General features: G+C 62.3%; 17 protein-coding genes. 7 read left to right on the top strand and 10 right to left on the bottom strand.

Annotated elements, in window-relative coordinates:
• Window positions 1–197: 197 nt before the first annotated feature.
• The 7 genes from CA260_RS17310 to CA260_RS17280 all read left to right on the top strand — a co-directional run bounded on the left by CA260_RS17310 (window position 198) and on the right by CA260_RS17280 (window position 5,884).
• Window positions 198–1,178 carry a polysaccharide deacetylase family protein gene (locus CA260_RS17310; protein ID WP_111984247.1) on the top strand — a complete coding sequence of 327 codons (981 nt, stop codon included), beginning with the start codon at window positions 198–200 and terminating at the stop codon, window positions 1,176–1,178.
• Window positions 1,168–1,938, top strand: a complete 771-nt coding sequence (locus CA260_RS17305) for a formyl transferase (RefSeq protein WP_111984246.1) — start codon at window positions 1,168–1,170, stop codon at window positions 1,936–1,938. The genes CA260_RS17310 and CA260_RS17305 overlap by 11 nt, the downstream gene beginning before the upstream one ends.
• A 248-nt stretch (window positions 1,939–2,186) precedes the next feature.
• Window positions 2,187–2,543 (top strand): rhodanese-like domain-containing protein, encoded by a 357-nt coding sequence (locus tag CA260_RS17300; RefSeq protein ID WP_172461882.1) that lies wholly within the window; start codon window positions 2,187–2,189, stop codon window positions 2,541–2,543.
• A gap of 9 nt (window positions 2,544–2,552) precedes the next feature.
• Window positions 2,553–3,467 carry an arginase gene (gene rocF / locus CA260_RS17295; RefSeq protein ID WP_111984244.1) on the top strand — a complete coding sequence of 305 codons (915 nt, stop codon included), beginning with the start codon at window positions 2,553–2,555 and terminating at the stop codon, window positions 3,465–3,467.
• A 34-nt stretch (window positions 3,468–3,501) separates the two neighbouring features.
• On the top strand, window positions 3,502–4,866 hold the full coding sequence (locus CA260_RS17290; RefSeq protein WP_111984243.1) for a tryptophan--tRNA ligase: 1,365 nt from the start codon (window positions 3,502–3,504) through the stop codon (window positions 4,864–4,866).
• Between the two features lie 38 nt (window positions 4,867–4,904).
• Complete coding sequence (locus CA260_RS17285; RefSeq protein ID WP_111984242.1) at window positions 4,905–5,231, top strand: hypothetical protein; 327 nt, start codon at window positions 4,905–4,907, stop codon at window positions 5,229–5,231.
• Window positions 5,232–5,245: 14 nt separating this feature from the next.
• Window positions 5,246–5,884 carry a DUF6348 family protein gene (locus CA260_RS17280; protein WP_111984453.1) on the top strand — a complete coding sequence of 213 codons (639 nt, stop codon included), beginning with the start codon at window positions 5,246–5,248 and terminating at the stop codon, window positions 5,882–5,884.
• A gap of 120 nt (window positions 5,885–6,004) precedes the next feature.
• Here CA260_RS17280 and CA260_RS17275 read toward each other — a convergent pair whose 3' ends face one another.
• The 10 genes from CA260_RS17275 to CA260_RS17235 form a co-directional block, all read right to left on the bottom strand.
• On the bottom strand, window positions 6,005–7,375 hold the full coding sequence (locus tag CA260_RS17275) for an FAD-binding oxidoreductase (protein ID WP_111984241.1): 1,371 nt from the start codon (window positions 7,373–7,375) through the stop codon (window positions 6,005–6,007).
• Window positions 7,376–7,433: 58 nt separating this feature from the next.
• The gene (locus CA260_RS17270) at window positions 7,434–8,921 is read right to left on the bottom strand and encodes an alpha/beta hydrolase (RefSeq protein ID WP_238149804.1); all 1,488 of its coding nucleotides are present in this window, start codon (window positions 8,919–8,921) and stop codon (window positions 7,434–7,436) included.
• Window positions 8,922–9,039: 118 nt separating this feature from the next.
• Window positions 9,040–10,719 carry a type IV secretory system conjugative DNA transfer family protein gene (locus tag CA260_RS17265; protein ID WP_111984239.1) on the bottom strand — a complete coding sequence of 560 codons (1,680 nt, stop codon included), beginning with the start codon at window positions 10,717–10,719 and terminating at the stop codon, window positions 9,040–9,042.
• Window positions 10,720–10,811: 92 nt separating this feature from the next.
• Entirely contained in the window at window positions 10,812–12,488 is a 1,677-nt protein-coding gene (locus CA260_RS17260; RefSeq protein WP_111984238.1) for an XVIPCD domain-containing protein, read from the bottom strand.
• The gene (locus CA260_RS17255) at window positions 12,485–13,009 is read right to left on the bottom strand and encodes a hypothetical protein (RefSeq protein ID WP_111984237.1); all 525 of its coding nucleotides are present in this window, start codon (window positions 13,007–13,009) and stop codon (window positions 12,485–12,487) included. Before CA260_RS17255 ends, CA260_RS17260 begins: the two co-directional genes overlap by 4 nt.
• 169 nt (window positions 13,010–13,178) lie before the next feature.
• Window positions 13,179–13,802, bottom strand: a complete 624-nt coding sequence (locus CA260_RS17250) for a hypothetical protein (protein WP_111984236.1) — start codon at window positions 13,800–13,802, stop codon at window positions 13,179–13,181.
• A 55-nt stretch (window positions 13,803–13,857) separates the two neighbouring features.
• Window positions 13,858–15,078, bottom strand: coding sequence for an XVIPCD domain-containing protein (locus CA260_RS17245; protein ID WP_111984235.1), 1,221 nt, complete (start codon window positions 15,076–15,078; stop codon window positions 13,858–13,860).
• Window positions 15,079–15,127: 49 nt separating this feature from the next.
• Window positions 15,128–15,733, bottom strand: a complete 606-nt coding sequence (locus CA260_RS17240; RefSeq protein WP_146745368.1) for a hypothetical protein — start codon at window positions 15,731–15,733, stop codon at window positions 15,128–15,130.
• A 33-nt stretch (window positions 15,734–15,766) separates the two neighbouring features.
• Window positions 15,767–16,051, bottom strand: coding sequence for a hypothetical protein (locus CA260_RS20970; protein ID WP_146745367.1), 285 nt, complete (start codon window positions 16,049–16,051; stop codon window positions 15,767–15,769).
• A gap of 279 nt (window positions 16,052–16,330) precedes the next feature.
• Window positions 16,331–17,338 (bottom strand): DUF4189 domain-containing protein, encoded by a 1,008-nt coding sequence (locus CA260_RS17235; RefSeq protein WP_111984233.1) that lies wholly within the window; start codon window positions 17,336–17,338, stop codon window positions 16,331–16,333.
• Window positions 17,339–17,549: the final 211 nt, after the last annotated feature.

The following is a 17,549-nucleotide window of genomic DNA, read 5'->3' as shown; positions in this document are numbered from 1 at the left end:
CCCGTACTTCACGAAGCCTGTACGCACGCCGGTATTCCCGGCGGGTGCCTCAGCCTGCCTTCACGATCGGCCCCGAACAATCCCATTCGTTCGCCCCGGCAGCGCTGGATCGTCGGGGCAGAGCACGGGTGCCGATTGCCGGCTGGATAGCTCAGTAGGGGGCTGACAACCGATCAACGGGATGGGTGCACGACCTCATGCCAGGCATATTTACCGTTTCGCTGGATCTTGAGCTCTATTGGGGCGTACGCGACAAGCGCAGTATCCAGGACTACGAAGACAACCTGCGCGGCGAGCGACAGGCCATACGCGAGATGCTCGCATCGTTCGATGCCCATGGGGTGCATGCCACCTGGGCGACCTTGGGTTTCATCTTCTTCGAGGATGTCGCTGCGCTGCGTTCGAAGCTGCCGCGCGATACGCCGGCCTACAACAACGCCCAGTTGTCGCCCTATCGCTACATCGACGAGCACCGCTGGGGCAGCGACGACGAATACCACTTCGCGCCGGAAGTGATCGAGCTGATCCGCAGGTATCCCGGCCAGGAAATCGGCACGCACACGTTTTCGCACTATTACTGCCTCGAGCCCGGCCAGACGGCCGAAGCCTTCAAGGCCGACCTGGTCGCCGCCATCGACGCAGCGAGGGAACGCGGTATCGACGTCCAGAGCCTCGTCTTTCCGCGCAACCAGGGAAACCCGGCTTATCTTCCGGTGCTGGAAGAACTGGGCATCCGGTGCTATCGCGGCAACGAGTACGCGGGTTTCTACACGCCCCGTAACCAGGAGCAGCAGAATCCGCTGGTGCGAGGCCTGCGGCTCGTCGATGCCTACCTCAACGTCACCGGCTACAACACCTACAGCTTCGAGGAGTGTGCGCAGAGTCGCCCGTTCAACATTCCTTCGAGCCGTTTCCTGCGGCCGTATTCGCCCTCGGTGGCGTGGCTCGATGGCTTGCGCCTGCACCGCATCAAGCGCGCGATGCGCCACGCGGCGATCAACAACCGCCTGTTCCACCTATGGTGGCATCCGCACAATTTCGGCGCGCATATCGAGGAGAACCAGCGCTTCCTGGAGCGCATCCTCGAGTACTACGGCGAGCTGAAACAGCGCTATGGCATGCAGTCGCTGAACATGGGCGAGATCTCCGCGGAACTGGAGCGCACGCATGCCGCCTAGACCGCGCATCGTCATGCTCGCAGGGCCGGGGTTGTCCACGGAGCTGATGTACAACGGTTTGCGCGAAAGCTGCGACATCGCCGCGGTGGTGCTGGAAAAAAAGCCTTCGTCCCGAAGCATGATCAAGTACCGGGCAAAGACGCTGGGCTGGCCCACGACCCTCGGGCAACTCGCCTTCATCATCTACAGCCGCTGGCTGGGCAGGAGTTCACGCAAGCGGGTGCAACAGCTGATCGAGCGTTACGAGATGGACGATTCGCCGATTCCTTCGCGGGTCATCACCAAGGTCGACAGCGCGAACAAGCGCGAGGTGATCCGCCTGTTGAAGGAACTCTCGCCCGATGCGGTGGTGGTCAACGGCACACGCATCCTCTCGAAGAAATTGCTTGGATCGATCAACGCCCCCTTCATCAACACGCACATGGGCATCACGCCCGCCTATCGCGGCGTGCATGGCGGTTACTGGGCGTTGGCGATGGACGATCGCCGACGCTGCGGGGTCACCGTGCACATGGTCGACGAAGGCGTGGACACCGGCGGCATCCTCTACCAATCCACCATCGATGTCGGGACCGCCGATAATTTCGTGACCTATCCCATCCACCAGATGGCCAAGGCCATCCCGATGATGCAGACCGCGCTGCGCGATGCCGTCGAAAACCGGCTCGCGCCTTACGCCAGCGAGGGCCCGTCAAAGCAGTGGTATCACCCCACCTTGCTGTTCTACCTCCGCCAGCGCTTCCAGAATCGCATTCGATGACCCGCGCTCGTCGCCTGCGATAGCCTGGCGTCAGGCATCCCGGGACTTCGGTCATTTCGCCGGCGGCTGGCGGCTATACTTCGAAGCTTGTCCCCTGGCCGGCCCGTAAAGGCCAGTCAGCGCCTTTCGACGGTGACGTCAGGCTTCGTATGCTTCCCAGCGTTTCGCCCATGAAAAAACGGTTCGAACGACACCTGCGGCGGGTCGCCGGGGTCGTTTTTTTCTGCCTCGTGGCGCAGGGCGTCGTCATGGCCGCGGAGACCCCGTTCACCGCCTCCCAACTGGTGGAGCGCCAGCAGGCGGGGCAGGCGCCGCTGCTGCTCGATGTGCGCCGCGCCGACGAATACCGGGATGGCCACATCGCCGGGGCGCTCAACATTCCCGTGGAACAGCTCGGTAGCCGCGCTGGCGCGCTGGGCGTCCCCCGCGACCGCGAGATCGTGGTGTACTGCGTCTCGGGACGGCGCGCGGCGCGTGCGCAGGAAACCCTGCAATCGCTGGGTTACCACCATGTGCGATTGCTCGATGGCAGCCTCAACGCCTGGCGACAGCAGCAACTGCCGCTGGTGCGCGAAGGCTCGCCCGATCCCGCTTCTTCACACTGACAGGTCTGCATGGTCAACAAGGCAATTTCCCTGATTGGCGTTCCCACCGACATCGGCGCGGGTCACCGCGGCGCCTCGATGGGTCCGGAAGCACTGCGCGTGGCCAACCTCGGCGCCAAGCTGTCCAAGCGCGGCCTGGACGTGGTCGATCGCGGCAACCTGCAGGGGCCGCTCAATCCGTGGCAGCCGCCGCACGACGGTTATCGCCACCTGCCCGAGGTACTGGCCTGGAATCGGGCGGTGCATGAAGCGATCTATGCCGAGCTCAAGGATGGCCGCCTGCCGATCATGCTGGGTGGCGATCATTGCCTCGCCATCGGATCGATCAGCGCCGTCGCCCGCCATTGCCGCGAACAGGGCAAGCAGTTGCGCGTGCTGTGGCTGGATGCGCATGCCGACTTCAACACCGCCGATGTCACGCCATCGGGCAACATCCACGGCATGCCCGTGGCCTGCCTGTGCGGCAAGGGTCCGCAGGAGCTGGTGGAAATCGGTGGCCATGTGCCCGCGACCACGCCCGACGTGTTCCGCCAGATCGGCATCCGCTCGGTGGACGAAGGCGAAAAGCGCCTGGTGCGCGAATCGAGGGTGAGCATCTTCGACATGCGCCACGTCGACGAAGTGGGCATGAAGCGCACGATGGAAGAAGCGCTGTCCGACGTCGACGACAACACGCACCTGCACATCAGCTTCGACGTGGATTTCCTCGACCCGACCATTGCGCCGGGCGTGGGCACCACCGTGCGCGGCGGACCGAACTACCGCGAGGCGCAGCTGTGCATGGAGATGATCGCCGACACCGGTCGCGTCGGTTCGCTCGACATCGTCGAACTCAATCCCGCCTTCGACAAGAAGAACCAGACCGCACGCCTCGCCGTGGACCTGGTCGAATCGCTGTTCGGCAAATCCACGCTGATCCGCTGATCAGCTTCCACCACGACACCAAGAACGAGAGCTCATGAAGACCCGCGTACTCACCGGCATCACCACCACTGGCACCCCGCACCTGGGTAACTACGTCGGCGCGATCCGCCCGGCGGTGGCGGCGAGCTGGCGTGACGACGTCGACGCGTTCTACTTCATGGCCGACTACCACGCGCTGATCAAGAGCGACGATCCGGCGCGCATCGAGCGTTCGCGCCTGGAGATCGCCGCGACGTGGCTGGCCGCTGGTCTGGACCCCAACAAGGTCACGTTCTATCGCCAGTCGGACATCCCGGAAATTCCGGAACTCACCTGGTTCCTCACCTGCGTCACCGCCAAGGGTCTGCTCAATCGCGCGCATGCCTACAAGGCCGCAGTGGACAAGAACACCGAAGCGGGCGAGGACGCCGATGCCGGCGTCACCGCCGGCCTGTACATGTATCCGGTGCTGATGGCCGCGGACATCCTCGCCTTCAACGCGAACAAGGTGCCGGTGGGCCGCGACCAGATCCAGCACATCGAAATGGCGCGCGACATCGCGCAGCGCTTCAACCACATCTATGGCCGCGAGTACTTCGTGCTGCCCGAGGTGGTGATCGAGGAGCAGGTCGCGACGTTGCCGGGCCTGGACGGCCGCAAGATGTCCAAGAGCTACGACAACACCATCCCGCTGTTCTCGGGCGGCCAGAAGCATCTGCGCGATTCGATCATGCGCATCGTCACCGACTCGCGCCTGCCGGGCGAAGCGAAAGATCCGGACAGCTCCTCGCTGTTCACCATCTTCCGCGCGTTCGCCAGCGAAGCCGAATCGGAGGCGTTCCGCGAAGCACTGGTCAACGGCATCGGCTGGGGCGAGGCGAAGCAGGTATTGTTCGAGCGCATCGAAGTCGATGTCGCGCCTATGCGCGAGAGCTACGACGCCTTGATCGCGCGCCCCGCCATGATCGAGGAGATCCTGCAGGAGGGCGCCAAGAAGGCCCGCGCGATCGCGGCACCCAAGATTGCCGAGCTGCGCGATGCGATCGGCCTGCGTTCCGGCGTGGCCGTCGCGCCGCAGGCGGCTGCCGCGAAGCCCGCGCCGAAGGCCGGCAAGGCGCCGCGCTTCGCCAGCTTCCGCGACGGCGATGGCAGCTTCCGCTTCCGTCTCTTCTCCGGCGATGGCGAGGAACTGTTGCTGTCCCGCTCGTTTGCCGATCCCAAGGCGGCTGGCGCACTGCAGAAGCGCATCAAGGAACTGGGCGCCGCGAGCGCCGTGATGCAGGTGCAGCCCCATTCGCTCGTACTGGAGTTGGACGGTGAACAGGTGGCCACCACGCCCGAGTACGACGGCGAGCAGTCGCGCGACGAAGCGCTGAACCGTCTGCGCAGTGCGCTGGACGAGTTGGCGGCGCAGGAATGAGCGCCACCGACGGCAACATCCAAGGAGTGCATTGAGGCATGCGTTATCTGGCCATCTTGTTGCTGGCGCCCTGGCTGCTGATTCTCGGCTGGGCGTACTGGGCCTATCCCAAGAGCCTGCCGCGCACGAGTGCGCGCCGCAGCTTCGACCTGGCCGCCCTGTTGCTCGCCGCGTTCGCGGCGGTGGAGTGCGCCAGCACCGCGTTCGATACCGCCAGCATGCCTACCGTCGGGCAGTACGGCCCGGCAAGCGGAGCGATCTGGCAGCAGGTGCTGCCGGCGCTCTACGGCTATGGCGCCTGCGTGCTGGTGCTGGTGCTCGCCATGATCGTGCGCCACCTGTTGTGGCGCGTCCGCGCGAACTGATCGAGGTCTTACCCATGCAAGACGCCGCGCTTCAGCAATACCTCCTGCGTCTCTTCCAGCGTCACGGCGTCGAACTCGAGCCTGATGAAGACTGGCTGATGACCGATGGCGATTTTCCCGCCGTGCGCGCCATCTGGTCCGAAGGCTCCGGCGGCCAGCCTGGCCGTCTGGACGTCGATATCGTGATCAGCGAAGAGCGCCACATCGAGGAGAGCTTCGCCGGTGCGGGCAGCGGTGAAGCCGCATGCCGCGATGCGCTGGATGCCTTCGAACGAGGCGTATTCCACGTGCTGCTGGCCGCCTGCTGGTACGTGACCGACGAACGCCGCCTGCAGACCTACGGCTGGGAACTTAGCCTTCGCACCTGGGACGTATTCGTCGCTCCCTGGCTATCGAGTCGCGACGATATTGCCGTGCCGCAGGACATCCTGCCCGCCTTGCGCGAGGCCTTGCAGCGCGAAGTGCTTGGCACGGAACCACACTGGGTGCGCCTGTTCCATCGCCGTGGGGATGACGGTCAGGTAAGCGCGGAAGTGCTGCTGGACAACGCGCCATGGGCCGCCGGCGATCGCGCGTTGGCCTCCCTGGCGTGGCCCGAAGGCAGCGGCTACAGCGTGCGTGGCTTCATCATGCTGGACATCCGCGACTACTGAGCAACGCCGCGCCGCTTAGCTTTTTTTGTAGGAGCGCACCCAGTGCGCGATCGGGACATCCGATGCTCAGTGCATTCAGGCTCCGATCGCGCACTGGGTGCGCTCCTACATAGAGCCAGCTTACGGCAACAATTTTCCGGGATTGAGAATCCCATCCGGATCAAATGCCGCCTTGACGCTGCGCATCAAGTGCAACGTCGTCGGTTGCAGCGCCAGCGGCATGAACTCGCGCTTCACCAGCCCGATGCCGTGCTCGCCCGACAAGGTGCCATTCAACGCGATCACCAGCGCGAAAACGTCCGCCAGGCAGGCATGTGCACGTTCGCGCTCGGCCTCGTCGCGCGGCAACAGGTTCACGTGCAGGTTGCCGTTGCCCGCGTGGCCGAAACTCACGATCAACACGTCGTGCTTCTTCGACAGCCGCTTGATCCCATCGACCAGCTCGGGCAGGCGGCTGACCGGCACCACCACGTCTTCGTTGATCTTGTTCGGCGAGATGGTGCGCTGTGCGGGTGACAAGGCCTTGCGGGCCGACCATAGCGCCTGGGTTTCCTCGGCGGTTTCCGCCACGCGCAGTTCTTCCAGGCCGTCGCCGCGCGCCGCGCGCGAAACGGCTTCCACGGCGCTTGGCAAGGTGTCGGGTTCACCGTCCACCTCGATCATCAGCATCGCGCCTGCAACGGGCACGCTGTCGCCGCCATGGTCGCGCGCGAGCTTCAAGGCGACATCGTCGATGAACTCCAGCGCGCACGGCGTCACCGGCTGCGCCATGATCCGCGCGACAGCGCGCGCCGCCGCACTCACATCGCTGTAAGTGGCGCGCATGGTGCGCAGGCCGGAGGGCTTGGGCGTGAGCTTGAGCGTCGCTTCGGTGATCAGCGCCAACGTGCCTTCCGAGCCGATCAACAGGCGCGTCAGGTCGTAGCCGGTCGCTCCCTTGCTGGTGTACGTGCCGCACCGGAAACCCTGGCCGGTTCCGGCCACCGCACGCAGGCCCAGCGTGTTCTCGCGTGGGCTGCCGTACTTCACCGTGCGTGGTCCCGCCGAATTGCAGGCGAGATTGCCGCCGATGCTGCACCAGGGCGAAGAGGTCGGGTCCGGCGGCCAGAAAAAGCCGTGGGGCTTGAGCGCCTGCTGCAAGTCGCCATTGAGCACGCCGGGCTCCACCACGGCGAGGCGATTGTCCGGATCGATGCGCACGATGCGATTCATCCGCTCGAAACTCACCACCACGCCGCCATCCACCGGCACCGTGGCGCCGGTGGTATTGGTGCCACGTCCGCGACCGATCACCGGCACGCGGTGCTCGCGACAGAGCTGCACCAGCGCTTCCACCTGCTCATGGGTGGTGGGAAAGGCCACGGCATCGGGCAGCGCATTGCGGCGCGAGTTGTCGTAGGCGTAGGAAAGCCGCTCTCCCATCTCGGTGGTCAGCGACTCCGAAGGAAAGTGCGGGCGAAGGGCGGAGAGCAGGGCGTCAGGCAGCTTCATGGCTCCAGTATCCCACTGCCGGGCGGCAGGTGCCCGCGTGACATGCAACGACGGTGCGCTAGGGTCTCGCAGGCGCGGCATTCGCCGCGTGGGCAGCAGGCGGAATCACCGACTCGATGCGCTCGCGCACATAGGGATAGAACGGGTTGGAGCTGATGCGCAGCACGGCATCGAGGTTCAGTACAAGCGCGCCGCGCTCCCCGCGTGGCGCCGCCGTGCCCAGCCGCACACCGAAATTTTCGGACATGTCGGGCTCCGTGCCGTAGAGCGGGTCATTGGTCGGGAAGGGAAGGGCGATGTGCGACATCGAAAAGATGTTGTCGGGATAGTTGATGGAAAGCGGCGTCACCGTGGACTTGCCGCCGTCCGCCTCGGTCGTCCGGGCGACCGTATGGCTATCGTTCTCCGCCGCGTTGGCAATCACGGTGATGCGAAAAGGGTGCGTTCCCGGCGACACCAAGTGCTGCAGCGCTTGCAGCGAACTTGCCCGCAACAACGAGTCGAAACGATGGTTGCGATTCACGTCGAACAACACGACCTCGCTGCCGTTGTCGGGCAGCTGTGCATAAAGCGTCCGCAGCACGGCAGGCGCACTCACGGTGTCATCGACCACGGACTGGAACGTGAGGATCGGCGGCAATCGGGACAGCTTTTGCACGCGGGCGAGCTGTTGCATCTGCGCACGGATCACGTCCGTCAGCAGATAGGTTTGCCGAGCGGCGTTCACCGGGAAGGAGTTGTACTTGAACGGGTTGTACTCGGGGATCAGATCCAGCCACGCCGCCTTGGCGAAAGCGGGCAGGATCGCGGGCAGCCCCGCCAGGCCGGCAAATCGCGCAAAGCTAGTAACGCCGATCATGGGTGACAGCAGCACAAGCCGGGACGGCATCGTCAGCTCCTCGTGCTCGCAGGCATCCAGCGTGTACTTGAGAGCCAGCGCCCCGCCGTTGGAATAACCCACCATGTGGATGGGCGCCTGCGGCCCAGCACGTCGCCGCGCCTCGCGCATGGCCAGGCGCGTGGCCGCCAGCCAGTCAGGCCACTGCGCCTCGGTCAAGGCCGCCGGCACCGTGCCATGCCCCGGCACGCGCAAGCCGATGGCGACGAAGCCGCGATCGCGATAGAGCTCCGCGATATCGCGCAGGCTGTAGAGCGAATCGGTAAGGCCATGTATCAGCACGACGGCGCCCACGGGCGGCCCCGAAGGCTCAAGCACGTACGAGCGATTCCAGTCGATCTTGAAGTGCTCCGGGTACATCGGCGCTCCTTCGAAGTAGCGATTGGTAACCACCCGATCCGACGCATCCAGCTTGTCGCTGACCTGCGTCTTCACCTCATCGAACACGCGTTGCTCGGCCGCGAGATAACCGGCCCAATCGGTGGCGTCGATTTCCGAAGCCGTCAGCTCATGCGGCACATAGGTTTGCCACAGCGCCAACGGATCGCCGCGCTGCGAATCCCAGGCGCGAATGCCGAGCAGTGAGAGAAAGAACACTAGTACGACGACAGCTATCCATTTGCCAAGCTTGATCAGCACCCGAGCCATGATGTCCCCACAGGCAACGCCGCCATCGCCGGCTGGCAGCCGCAGTTTGCCCGAGAAAGCATGGGGAAACCGTAGAGGCGTGCCGATGCCGGCAGCGCGGCTTCGGTCTGTGTACGGGTCAGATCGCCAGCCTGGGGATCTCGACCTTGGGCAGCAGGCGCGCGGTGAAATGCTGATCGTTGTAGTAGCGGATCTTGTCGCACATCACCGGATGGGGGATGCCTTCATAGAAGAACACCTCGCGGTCCGGGCCCATCGCCTTCAGCTCCTGCGGCAGCATCAGGGCACGACGCTCTTCCGTATAGCTGCGCGAGGTATCGTTCTTGCCCCTGGTGACGTTCTGCTTGCGCACCGTAGTGTAGCCGAGCATGTCGGAGTAGTCGTTGGCGTCCTGTTGTTCGCGCGGCGCGTACACGATCTGCAGTGCGTGGTTGGTGATAAGCGAGCGGGAGACGTCCTTGCCGTAGGTTGCGTCCAACTGAGCCATGCTCTGGATGATTGGCAACAGTCGGATGTTGTAGCCGGCCATGTACGCCACAGCGGTGGCGATGATGTCCACCTTACCGATGGCGGTGAACTCATCCATCAACAACAAGCACTGGTGCTTGAGCTCGGGATTGTTCTGTGGCAATTCCTTCGTGTTGAGATTGATCAGCTGGCTGAAGAAAAGGTTCACGATCAGCCGGCTTTCGGCGAGCTTGTTTGGCTGGATGCCGATGTAGATCGTCATCTTCTTCTTGCGCACGTCGGTGAGCAGGAAGTCGTCCGCGCTGGTGGCTTCGTCCAGCACTGGGTTGATCCACGCGTTCAGCGGCTCCTTGAACGTACCGAGAATCGAGGCAAAGGTTTCGTTGGCCTGCGAGAGCAGGTTGGCAAACGCCGACTGCGCGTTGCCGCTCAGGAAGCCTTGCTGCGATAGATGCGTATACAACTGGCGCAAATCGGTGCCGTCGCCCGAGGAAAGGCGATACACATTGCCCAGGGTCGGTTTGACCTGAAGCGACTGCGGCAGCCCCTCGCGCTCATCGGCCTCGCACTTCTCGAACAGATAAAGCGTGAACGCCATGAACGCGTTGCGCGCCTGGCTCACCCAGAACTTCTGGTCGTCAGAGCCATCGGGATAGAGCATGGTCGCGATGCTCATCAAGTCGGACACGCGGAAGGCCGGATCCTTCGAGACATAGCTCAGCGGGTTCCAACGATGCGAGCGGCGATCCTCTGCGAATGGGTTGAACAGGTAGATCTCCTGGCCCTGGCTGGCGCGCCAGCCACTGGTGAGCTCGAAGTTCTCCTGCTTGATATCCAGCACCACGACGGATTCTTGATACTCGAGCAGGTTGGGAATCACCACGCCCACACCCTTGCCCGAGCGCGTGGGCGCCGCGAGTATCACGAACTGCTGCCCGCTCAGGCGAACCAGATTGCCCTTGTACTTGCCAACCAGGATGCCGTTGTCGCATTCCTTGAACATGCCCCGCCTGCGCAGGTCGCTACTGTGGGCGAACCGGGCATCGCCATGCATCGAAGGCTTCTTGCGTTGCGACAGCGGATACAGCAAAACCAGCCACAGCAGCATTGGTAGGCCGAAGCCGATGTAGCCTGCCCAGCGGAGCCGGTTGGCATAGGGTTGCACCTGCGGTAGGTCAAGTGCGTGCACATAGTTGAGGTAGGTGTTACAGGCAAGCGGCTCGGAGCCCAGCCCCAAGAGCTTCAGCGCGAGAAAGCCCGACAGGTACTCGCCAGCCACAAAGGCCAGTAACGCCAGTCCGATGGCGACACACACTTTGGTCTTGCTCATGCAATCTTCCTGATGCGTTCCCTGGCGTTTCCTTGCAGGGCTTTGGGGTTTGAGCGAACGTTGCCGGGAGCATTTCTGGGCTTGCCGCGGCGTTACGGCCCCGGGTGCAGTGGTTTGTGTTGCAGTGGCTGTGTGGGAGGTGTTCTCGCCAACGCCTGGTTGGTCTGCCATTGCGTCTGTTGATGCTCCCAGGTGGTGCTGCTCTTCTCGATGGGCGTCGCCATGGCCTGTGCCGTGTCCACTTGCGCAATCTGCTTGAACGGCGATTTGAGATCGCCCTGAACAGCATAGGCACGCGTGGCGTCGTCGTTAAGTACGACATGGTTCACCTGGCTCATGCCGTTCTGACGGGCGGCTACGGTCAGCGCCGCCGCAAGATTGTCGCTGCGCTGGTCCGGAGCACGCTGGTGGGACGTATCGAGCTGATGGACGGCCGAGCGTGTCTGCCGGAACAGCGCATGATCGGGATGCGCCTCGTTGTCAAGCCTCGATTTCTGTGTGGCGGGCTTGCTGTCGAGCCACGAGCCTGGGTGACTGAGCGTGTCGAACAACTTCGATGCCTTCTCGCTCACGGCCTCGCCAGCGGAATGAAAGGCCTTGCCCGCGGCATCGATGTCGCGGGTGATTTCCTTTCGCGCGTTGTCAAAGGCATGCTCGGCCCTGGTAGCTGCCGCCTTGGCGGCGTTTCCGACGACATGCGCGCCGCGAATGGCTCCCTCCTTGACGGTCTCGCCAGCCTTTTCGACTACTCGTTCCGTGGCGTGAGCCGCCGACTTCACCGCTTGTTTTACCGCATGCGCGTCGTGCACGACCTCTTTCTTTACTGCTTTGGCGGCACTACCGATGGCTTCGGATGCCTCATGCACCACATGTTCCGCGGCATGCCAGCCTTCGACCGCCTTGTCCGCCACGAGCTTTCCACCCGCGATGCCGGCATCGCCGATAGCTTTGGGGGTTTCCCAGCCTGCCGAAATCCCGGTGCGAAGGTCGAGCACGTCGTGGCGGTATCGGTCGATCATCTGCTTGTGATCGCGGTATAGCGCCTGTGATTGAGGGTTGATGATCGATTGGCCCAGCAACGGACTGTCGGGTACGAAATTGTCCATAGCATGGGCTTTGGATTCGATCGCCTTGAACGGGTTGCGTGGGCTGAGCAATGTGCTGTCGTCCCGATACCCCGCCCTGGTCAGGGTGTCGATATCCTGTTGAACGGCATAGATGCGGACCTCGCCGAAATGCGGGCTGGCGGAGCTGACAAGGTCGGTAGCGCGCACGTGGTCGATGACTTGATGGCCGCCTTCGGGCACGCCCTGCAGCAGGCCGGCTGCGCCATAGGCATTGAATGTCTCGCCCTTCAGGCCGTACCGCGATGCAGCGATTTCGGCGAGCGTGCCACCCAGCGAATGGCCGGTGACGGTAACGGGAATGGAGTGTCCGTTGCGTTGCTCCAGTGCGTTGACCTGATCCATGACGCGTTGCGTGAACGCCAGCGCGTCAAGCGTCTGCGCATTGATGCCTGTGAGCACCATGCCAGCGTCAACACCACCGTCGCGAATCGGCTGCCGGTCGAATTCGGTGCCGCGGAACGCGATGATGACTTCGCTCGTATCCATGCGCTGGTAAGCCCTTGCCTGGAAGCCGGTCAACGGGTCGTCCGAATAGTCGATGGCCTGATAGTGGACGCCATTCAGCGTGATGTCTTTATCAATCTCCCGCGCCTGATAGCAGTCCTTGGCGAGAACGGCGTAGTCTTCCGTGCCCATCGTCATGGCGTCTGCCTCTCAGCGGTGAGCGTCGTCGAGAATGTATCGGCCGCATGAGTCTTGAAGTCCTCTCGGTTCGCGTTACCGATGTCTACTAGGTGGCCGCCCTTGTATTCGCGGTAGGATCGACTCGAGAAATATCGATGAGCAGCCTGGCCGGACTTGATCTCCTCCGCGTAAATCACCGGGCTGAAGTCCTGACTGCCCGCGGTCAACTTGGCGCCAACGGCAACTAGCTCCCAATGGCAAACGCCAAGGCCGTAGTAGTCCTCGTCCATGAACTGATCGGCGATTACCGTGCCTTGGTAGACGCCATCCTTCACCTTTGTGAGTGCCAACGGCAGTGTTTCCTGCGGCTCCACGCGCACACCGGTGACAGGCGTCATGGGCACGCAGGCCTCATTGATGACCCGATAGTTGGCGAACGCGCGGATGGCTTCGAACGGCCCTGGCGCGTCGTCAATCCTGAGTGTGATCTCATAATGCTGCTTCGGGTTCGGGTTCTGCTTGATGTCGGGAGTCTTCATGGGGCAACCACAGGCAGAAGAGGTCAGGGCGAGGAAGAGGGGTAATGTCATTCCAATGAATGGAACGCGTTTGGTTCTCGGTCGAGGTGCGCTCATCGACATAGTCGATGCCTCCTTGGTGCGCAAAGGGTATTGCCGGTCTGAGCCGTAAATGCAGGGCTTCGGACGATCATTTCGCGGGCTCCGAGGCCGTCAGCGTCGTAGGGAAGATGTTGGGGGCCAGGGTCTTGATGTCTTCCCGGTGCGCATTGCCGATATCGACCAGATGCGCACCTCTGTATTCGCGATAGGCCTGGCTGGAAAAATAGCGGTCGACACCTTTGCCGGACCTAATTTCCGCTGCGTAGATCGCCGGGCTGAAGTCCTGGTCGCCCGCGGTTAGCTTGACACCGGCCGCAACCAGGTCCCAATCGCAGATGCCCAGGCCGTAGTAGTCCTCGTCCATGAGCTGGTCCGCGCAGACCGTGCCCCGATAGACGCGATCTCGCAACTTGGTGAGCGTCATCGGCAGCGTTTCCTGAGGTTCGATGCGAATGCCGGTGACGGGCGTCAGCGGAATGCAGTCCTCATTGGTGACGCGATAGTTGGCGCAGGCATGGATCGCGTCGAACGGACCAGGCGCATCATAGATATTGAGCGTGACCTCGTAGCGCTGCTTCGGGGTCGGGTTCTGCCTGATGTCGGGTGTTTTAATGGGGCTATCCAAGGCGGAGGAGGTCAGGGTGAGAAGCACAGGCAGGGCTTTGCTGCCAGTGATAGCAAAGCTTCGGTCGGGCTGGGATGTCGTCGACATGTTTGGAATCTCGTGGGCGGCGCACCGCCAAGGAGAGCTGCGCGTGTTGTCCTGGTCATAGCGCCTGCTGTGGGGCCTGGTCCCGGGATGGCTGCGTCGATGCAGTCACGGACAGAGGCGTGGCCTGGTTCCACGCGCCGCTGCTGTGCGCGATGGATGTGGCGATGGCTTCTGACGTGGAAACCTCGGCCATGCGCTTGAACGGCGAGTTCAGGTCGCCCTGCACAGCATAGGCACGCTGCCCTTCGTCGCTGAGTACGACATGATCAATGTGGGAAAGGCCGCGCTGTCTTGCGGATGCGGCCAGTGCCGCAGCCAGATTGCTGCTGCGTTCGTCGGATGCCCGCTGGTGTTGCCTGTCCAGCAAGGTCACTGCGTCGAAGGCCTCGCCATACATGGCGTGACCGGAGTGACCAGGTTGGTCGAGCCGTGGCGCCTCGTGCCTGGCCTGCTGTACGACAGTCTCTAGGCGCTCCAACGTCAGCCGCCCGGCGATGCCGTCGGCCTTCAGTTGCTGTTCGCGCTGGAAGGCTTGGACGGCGTGCCGCGTTTGCGGGCCCATGTCGCCGTCGACCTTCAAGGGTTTGCCATGCGAATCTTGGTAGCCCTGCTCATTGAGCAGCAGTTGCAGATACCGGGTGTTTTCGGTGTGGTGTCCACGAACCGATGCGTTCGGGGCGCCGGGCTCGTAGCCGTGTGAGAGCTTGTTTTCCCAAGCGGTGGCGGCTTGCTTGCGTTCGTACAGGCCTTTCTCTCCGCCGTTGATGTCGTGACAGGCGCCAGTAACATCCTTCTGATTGCCATGCGGTACGACGCGGGATTCCCAGTAATGGATCGCGATCCTGGCCGCGATATCGCGGTCTTCGGCCAGCTCCGGATGGTTGATCAGGTCGAGCCCTAGTTCTTTGCCGACCCGTGCATAATTGTCGCGGCCCGTGAGCTGCACGTAACCGCGGCCGCGATACTTCCAGCCATCGCTCGGCTCGGTATTACCTAGATTTCGCCTGCCCCAGTGACCGCCGTAGATGGCTTCGGCGACAGCCTCCGGGCCAGCCACGGCGATATGGTTGGCCATGTCAATGTCGTGCAAGCCGTTGCGCCCGGGAAATACGTCGAGCAGGCGCTGGCCGGAGTAGCCCAGGTTCTCACTCACGCGGGTGTAGCCACCGGATTCCACCTGCATCTGGCCCATGAAGTTGGCCAGTTCCTTCGGATTCTTGATGCCGGCCCGCGTGGCTTTTTCCATCAAGAAGTCTGCGTTTGCCTTGGATGACATGCTCGTATCCTTCTCCCAGCTTTCCCTGTTGCCGCTGCGCACTCAGCGCTCAGCGCGTCGGCAAGCCATTGGACTCGATGGTGCTGTCGCTCTTCCACTTGAGCGTGGCATCGATGATCGGATCGCTTTCCGTCTCTGCGATCTTTCCCGCCTGACATGACATCTTCGCCACGATCTTGCTGTCGGAAGCGCGCTGCACAATCACGCCGCCGCTCTGTAGGCTGCGTTCGCCAGAAATGGAATAGATGGTGTACTTGAAACCCTGGTTGCTGAAGCCGTACGCGTAGCCGCCGGTGTTGCCGGCAAAGCCGAGGTGAGTGCGCGTGAACGCGCCGTCCGGCGACTCGCCAGAGGCCGGGTAGACCAGCTCCGGCGAGCCTTCGTGGCCGTAGGAGTAGTAGAAACGTCCTGTACCCCCGGCAACGTTGCCGGAGGCACACATCGATACCGTCTTCTTGCTTTTATCCAACGGGCATGAGAAGACGATCTCATCCGCTTTGGCGCACATCGTTCCGCCGGGTTGTGGCCAAGGCACTGCGCCTCCCCGTGACGGTTTGTCTATGCGCATCTCCGAACCCAGTTCCACCGCATGCAGGGGGACTTGGACGGAAAGTATCAGCATTCCGTGAGCGAATAGGCTGCAGTTGATCTTCACTGAACCATCCTCCTTGTGTTTCCTTGCCATTCGTTAGGTTGTTGCACGGTTTTCTGGGGAGAACGCAGCCCCGGCCAGATGCTCAGGCTTGCCCCGCAGGGCTTCCTCGGGGCTTGTTCCTGTTCGACCGGCCCGTGCCGCGACGCTGCCCTTGCCGGATCTGTTCATTTCCACCGGTATACCGGAATCATCATCCAGCCGATTTAGCCCGAGGGACTCATACGCTGTCTGTGCCATGAAATTCGCCAGCTCGCGCGGCGAAGTGACGCCTGCTGCTGCTCCAGCGTTCAGTACTTGTGTTTCCCGATCGATAGCCATGAATAAAGCTCCTGTCTGGCTTGTTCAAGTCGACGGCATTCCTTGCCGTGTCTGGAACGCACCTCTTTCAGAGTCGTATGGTTCAGGGAGATCCATGCAGGGCCGTGATCGGCCATGTGGACGTAGCGCTAAACGTCCAACTGATTTTCTTCATGCACTCACATTTCAAGATGACGCTTCGCACGGAGATTGTTGAAGGCCGGTTGCGCAGCTGCAGTTGGACTACTGGATTTGACAATCGATTTCGCCAACTGATTTGCAGCATTGCATGGGGTGTCCCTACTGCTGCGAAGGTTTGTCCGATGCATCCGGATTGCTGTTGGGGTACATGCGTCCCGAGCAGCGCACCTGTGCATCACAGGCGCCGTACTTGCTGGCGCATTGGGCCAGGGCGCGCGCCTTTGCGGCAGCGGGGTCCGTATCCTCAGTTGTTTCAAGAAGGAGGTCAGGCTTCTTGCCCTTCGGCCACGCCATTCCCGCGCAGGTATTCTTGAACACCTGCGTCACCTTGCAGTCGTTTCCAGAACAGCCTTTGAGCGCAGCGGTTTCGGCACTGCGTCGATCGGGTTGGTTATATGCACCGAAAATGGTTTCGCCATCAATCGCTGTGGCTGCCCAGTAGGTGCGAGTATCCATATAGGCAGACAGGTCGTTGAGGTCCTTGCCCAATCGGAGGGCTTCGTGCCAATCCATTTTCGCGTGCTTGTCCGGGCCATAGAGCAAATCTAGGACATCGAAGGCGCCCAGCGTGTCGGGTGACTGGAGCATGCCGTTGATGGTCGGCGGAGCGAGAAGGGTGCAGCCACCGTTGCGGCTTTTCTTATTGCAGCTTGAAAAAGCGTCACGTATGGCCTGTTTTGCCATGTGGTCGCTAGTGGCAACGAAGAATTCGCCGTCACGATCGGCGACGATAGAGGCGTGCCCGCCAAATGCGACCAATACCCGGCAGGACTTTCCCCCATTCTCTACGCACTTGTGCAAGACGAACTTCTTCGCGGCTTTGAAGTCGTCTTGTCCTGAAACATAGTTATACGTGCGGGCGTCGTCGTCGACAGCGATAGCACCGTACACGCCGATCATGGGGCCGTACACTGGCGGGGAGGGGGCCGTGGCAGCCGCTTGACTTGCTCGCCGGCAAAGAGGAATGGAAGCCACGCCATTGCCAGCCGGCTGCTCACCAACCATGACCTCGCCGGGATTTCCTGAGCAGGGAAAGACCTGCGCGTGTACAGGATACTGGATGACCAGCAGGCCAATCAGGCCGAAGATAATCGCGATAGCTTTCATGCTTTAACGCTCCTTGATTCCATGTGACGCTGCATATTCTTGCTAGCCAAATTACTGGACTGGCTATCACCGCTGCGCCCTGGCGGATGCTACAGTCTGGGAGATGAGGTTAAGTGGCGTACTTTTACGGCAAGCTGCAATTCGTGTAGCGAGCATGCCAGTTCTTGCCCCGCGCGCTGCATACGTCTTTGGCTCTGCGGATCGCCTCATC

Source organism: Dyella jiangningensis, assembly GCF_003264855.1.
Classification (GTDB): domain Bacteria; phylum Pseudomonadota; class Gammaproteobacteria; order Xanthomonadales; family Rhodanobacteraceae; genus Dyella; species Dyella jiangningensis_C.
Note: the sequence above shows the minus strand (reverse complement) of the source record. Positions and strands in the feature narration are given on the sequence as shown.

What these genes read in the sequence shown, in the direction of transcription:
- CA260_RS17310 (WP_111984247.1), top strand. Translation starts at nt 198, where the DNA reads ATGCCAGGCATATTTACCGTTTCGCTGGATCTTGAGCTCTATTGGGGC.
- CA260_RS17305 (WP_111984246.1), top strand. Translation starts at nt 1,168, where the DNA reads ATGCCGCCTAGACCGCGCATCGTCATGCTCGCAGGGCCGGGGTTGTCC.
- CA260_RS17300 (WP_172461882.1), top strand. Translation starts at nt 2,187, where the DNA reads ATGGCCGCGGAGACCCCGTTCACCGCCTCCCAACTGGTGGAGCGCCAG.
- rocF (WP_111984244.1), top strand. Translation starts at nt 2,553, where the DNA reads ATGGTCAACAAGGCAATTTCCCTGATTGGCGTTCCCACCGACATCGGC.
- CA260_RS17290 (WP_111984243.1), top strand. Translation starts at nt 3,502, where the DNA reads ATGAAGACCCGCGTACTCACCGGCATCACCACCACTGGCACCCCGCAC.
- CA260_RS17285 (WP_111984242.1), top strand. Translation starts at nt 4,905, where the DNA reads ATGCGTTATCTGGCCATCTTGTTGCTGGCGCCCTGGCTGCTGATTCTC.
- CA260_RS17280 (WP_111984453.1), top strand. Translation starts at nt 5,246, where the DNA reads ATGCAAGACGCCGCGCTTCAGCAATACCTCCTGCGTCTCTTCCAGCGT.
- CA260_RS17275 (WP_111984241.1), bottom strand. Translation starts at nt 7,375, where the DNA reads ATGAAGCTGCCTGACGCCCTGCTCTCCGCCCTTCGCCCGCACTTTCCT.
- CA260_RS17270 (WP_238149804.1), bottom strand. Translation starts at nt 8,921, where the DNA reads ATGGCTCGGGTGCTGATCAAGCTTGGCAAATGGATAGCTGTCGTCGTA.
- CA260_RS17265 (WP_111984239.1), bottom strand. Translation starts at nt 10,719, where the DNA reads ATGAGCAAGACCAAAGTGTGTGTCGCCATCGGACTGGCGTTACTGGCC.
- CA260_RS17260 (WP_111984238.1), bottom strand. Translation starts at nt 12,488, where the DNA reads ATGACGATGGGCACGGAAGACTACGCCGTTCTCGCCAAGGACTGCTAT.
- CA260_RS17255 (WP_111984237.1), bottom strand. Translation starts at nt 13,009, where the DNA reads ATGAAGACTCCCGACATCAAGCAGAACCCGAACCCGAAGCAGCATTAT.
- CA260_RS17250 (WP_111984236.1), bottom strand. Translation starts at nt 13,802, where the DNA reads ATGTCGACGACATCCCAGCCCGACCGAAGCTTTGCTATCACTGGCAGC.
- CA260_RS17245 (WP_111984235.1), bottom strand. Translation starts at nt 15,078, where the DNA reads ATGTCATCCAAGGCAAACGCAGACTTCTTGATGGAAAAAGCCACGCGG.
- CA260_RS20970 (WP_146745367.1), bottom strand. Translation starts at nt 16,051, where the DNA reads ATGGCTATCGATCGGGAAACACAAGTACTGAACGCTGGAGCAGCAGCA.
- CA260_RS17235 (WP_111984233.1), bottom strand. Translation starts at nt 17,338, where the DNA reads ATGAAAGCTATCGCGATTATCTTCGGCCTGATTGGCCTGCTGGTCATC.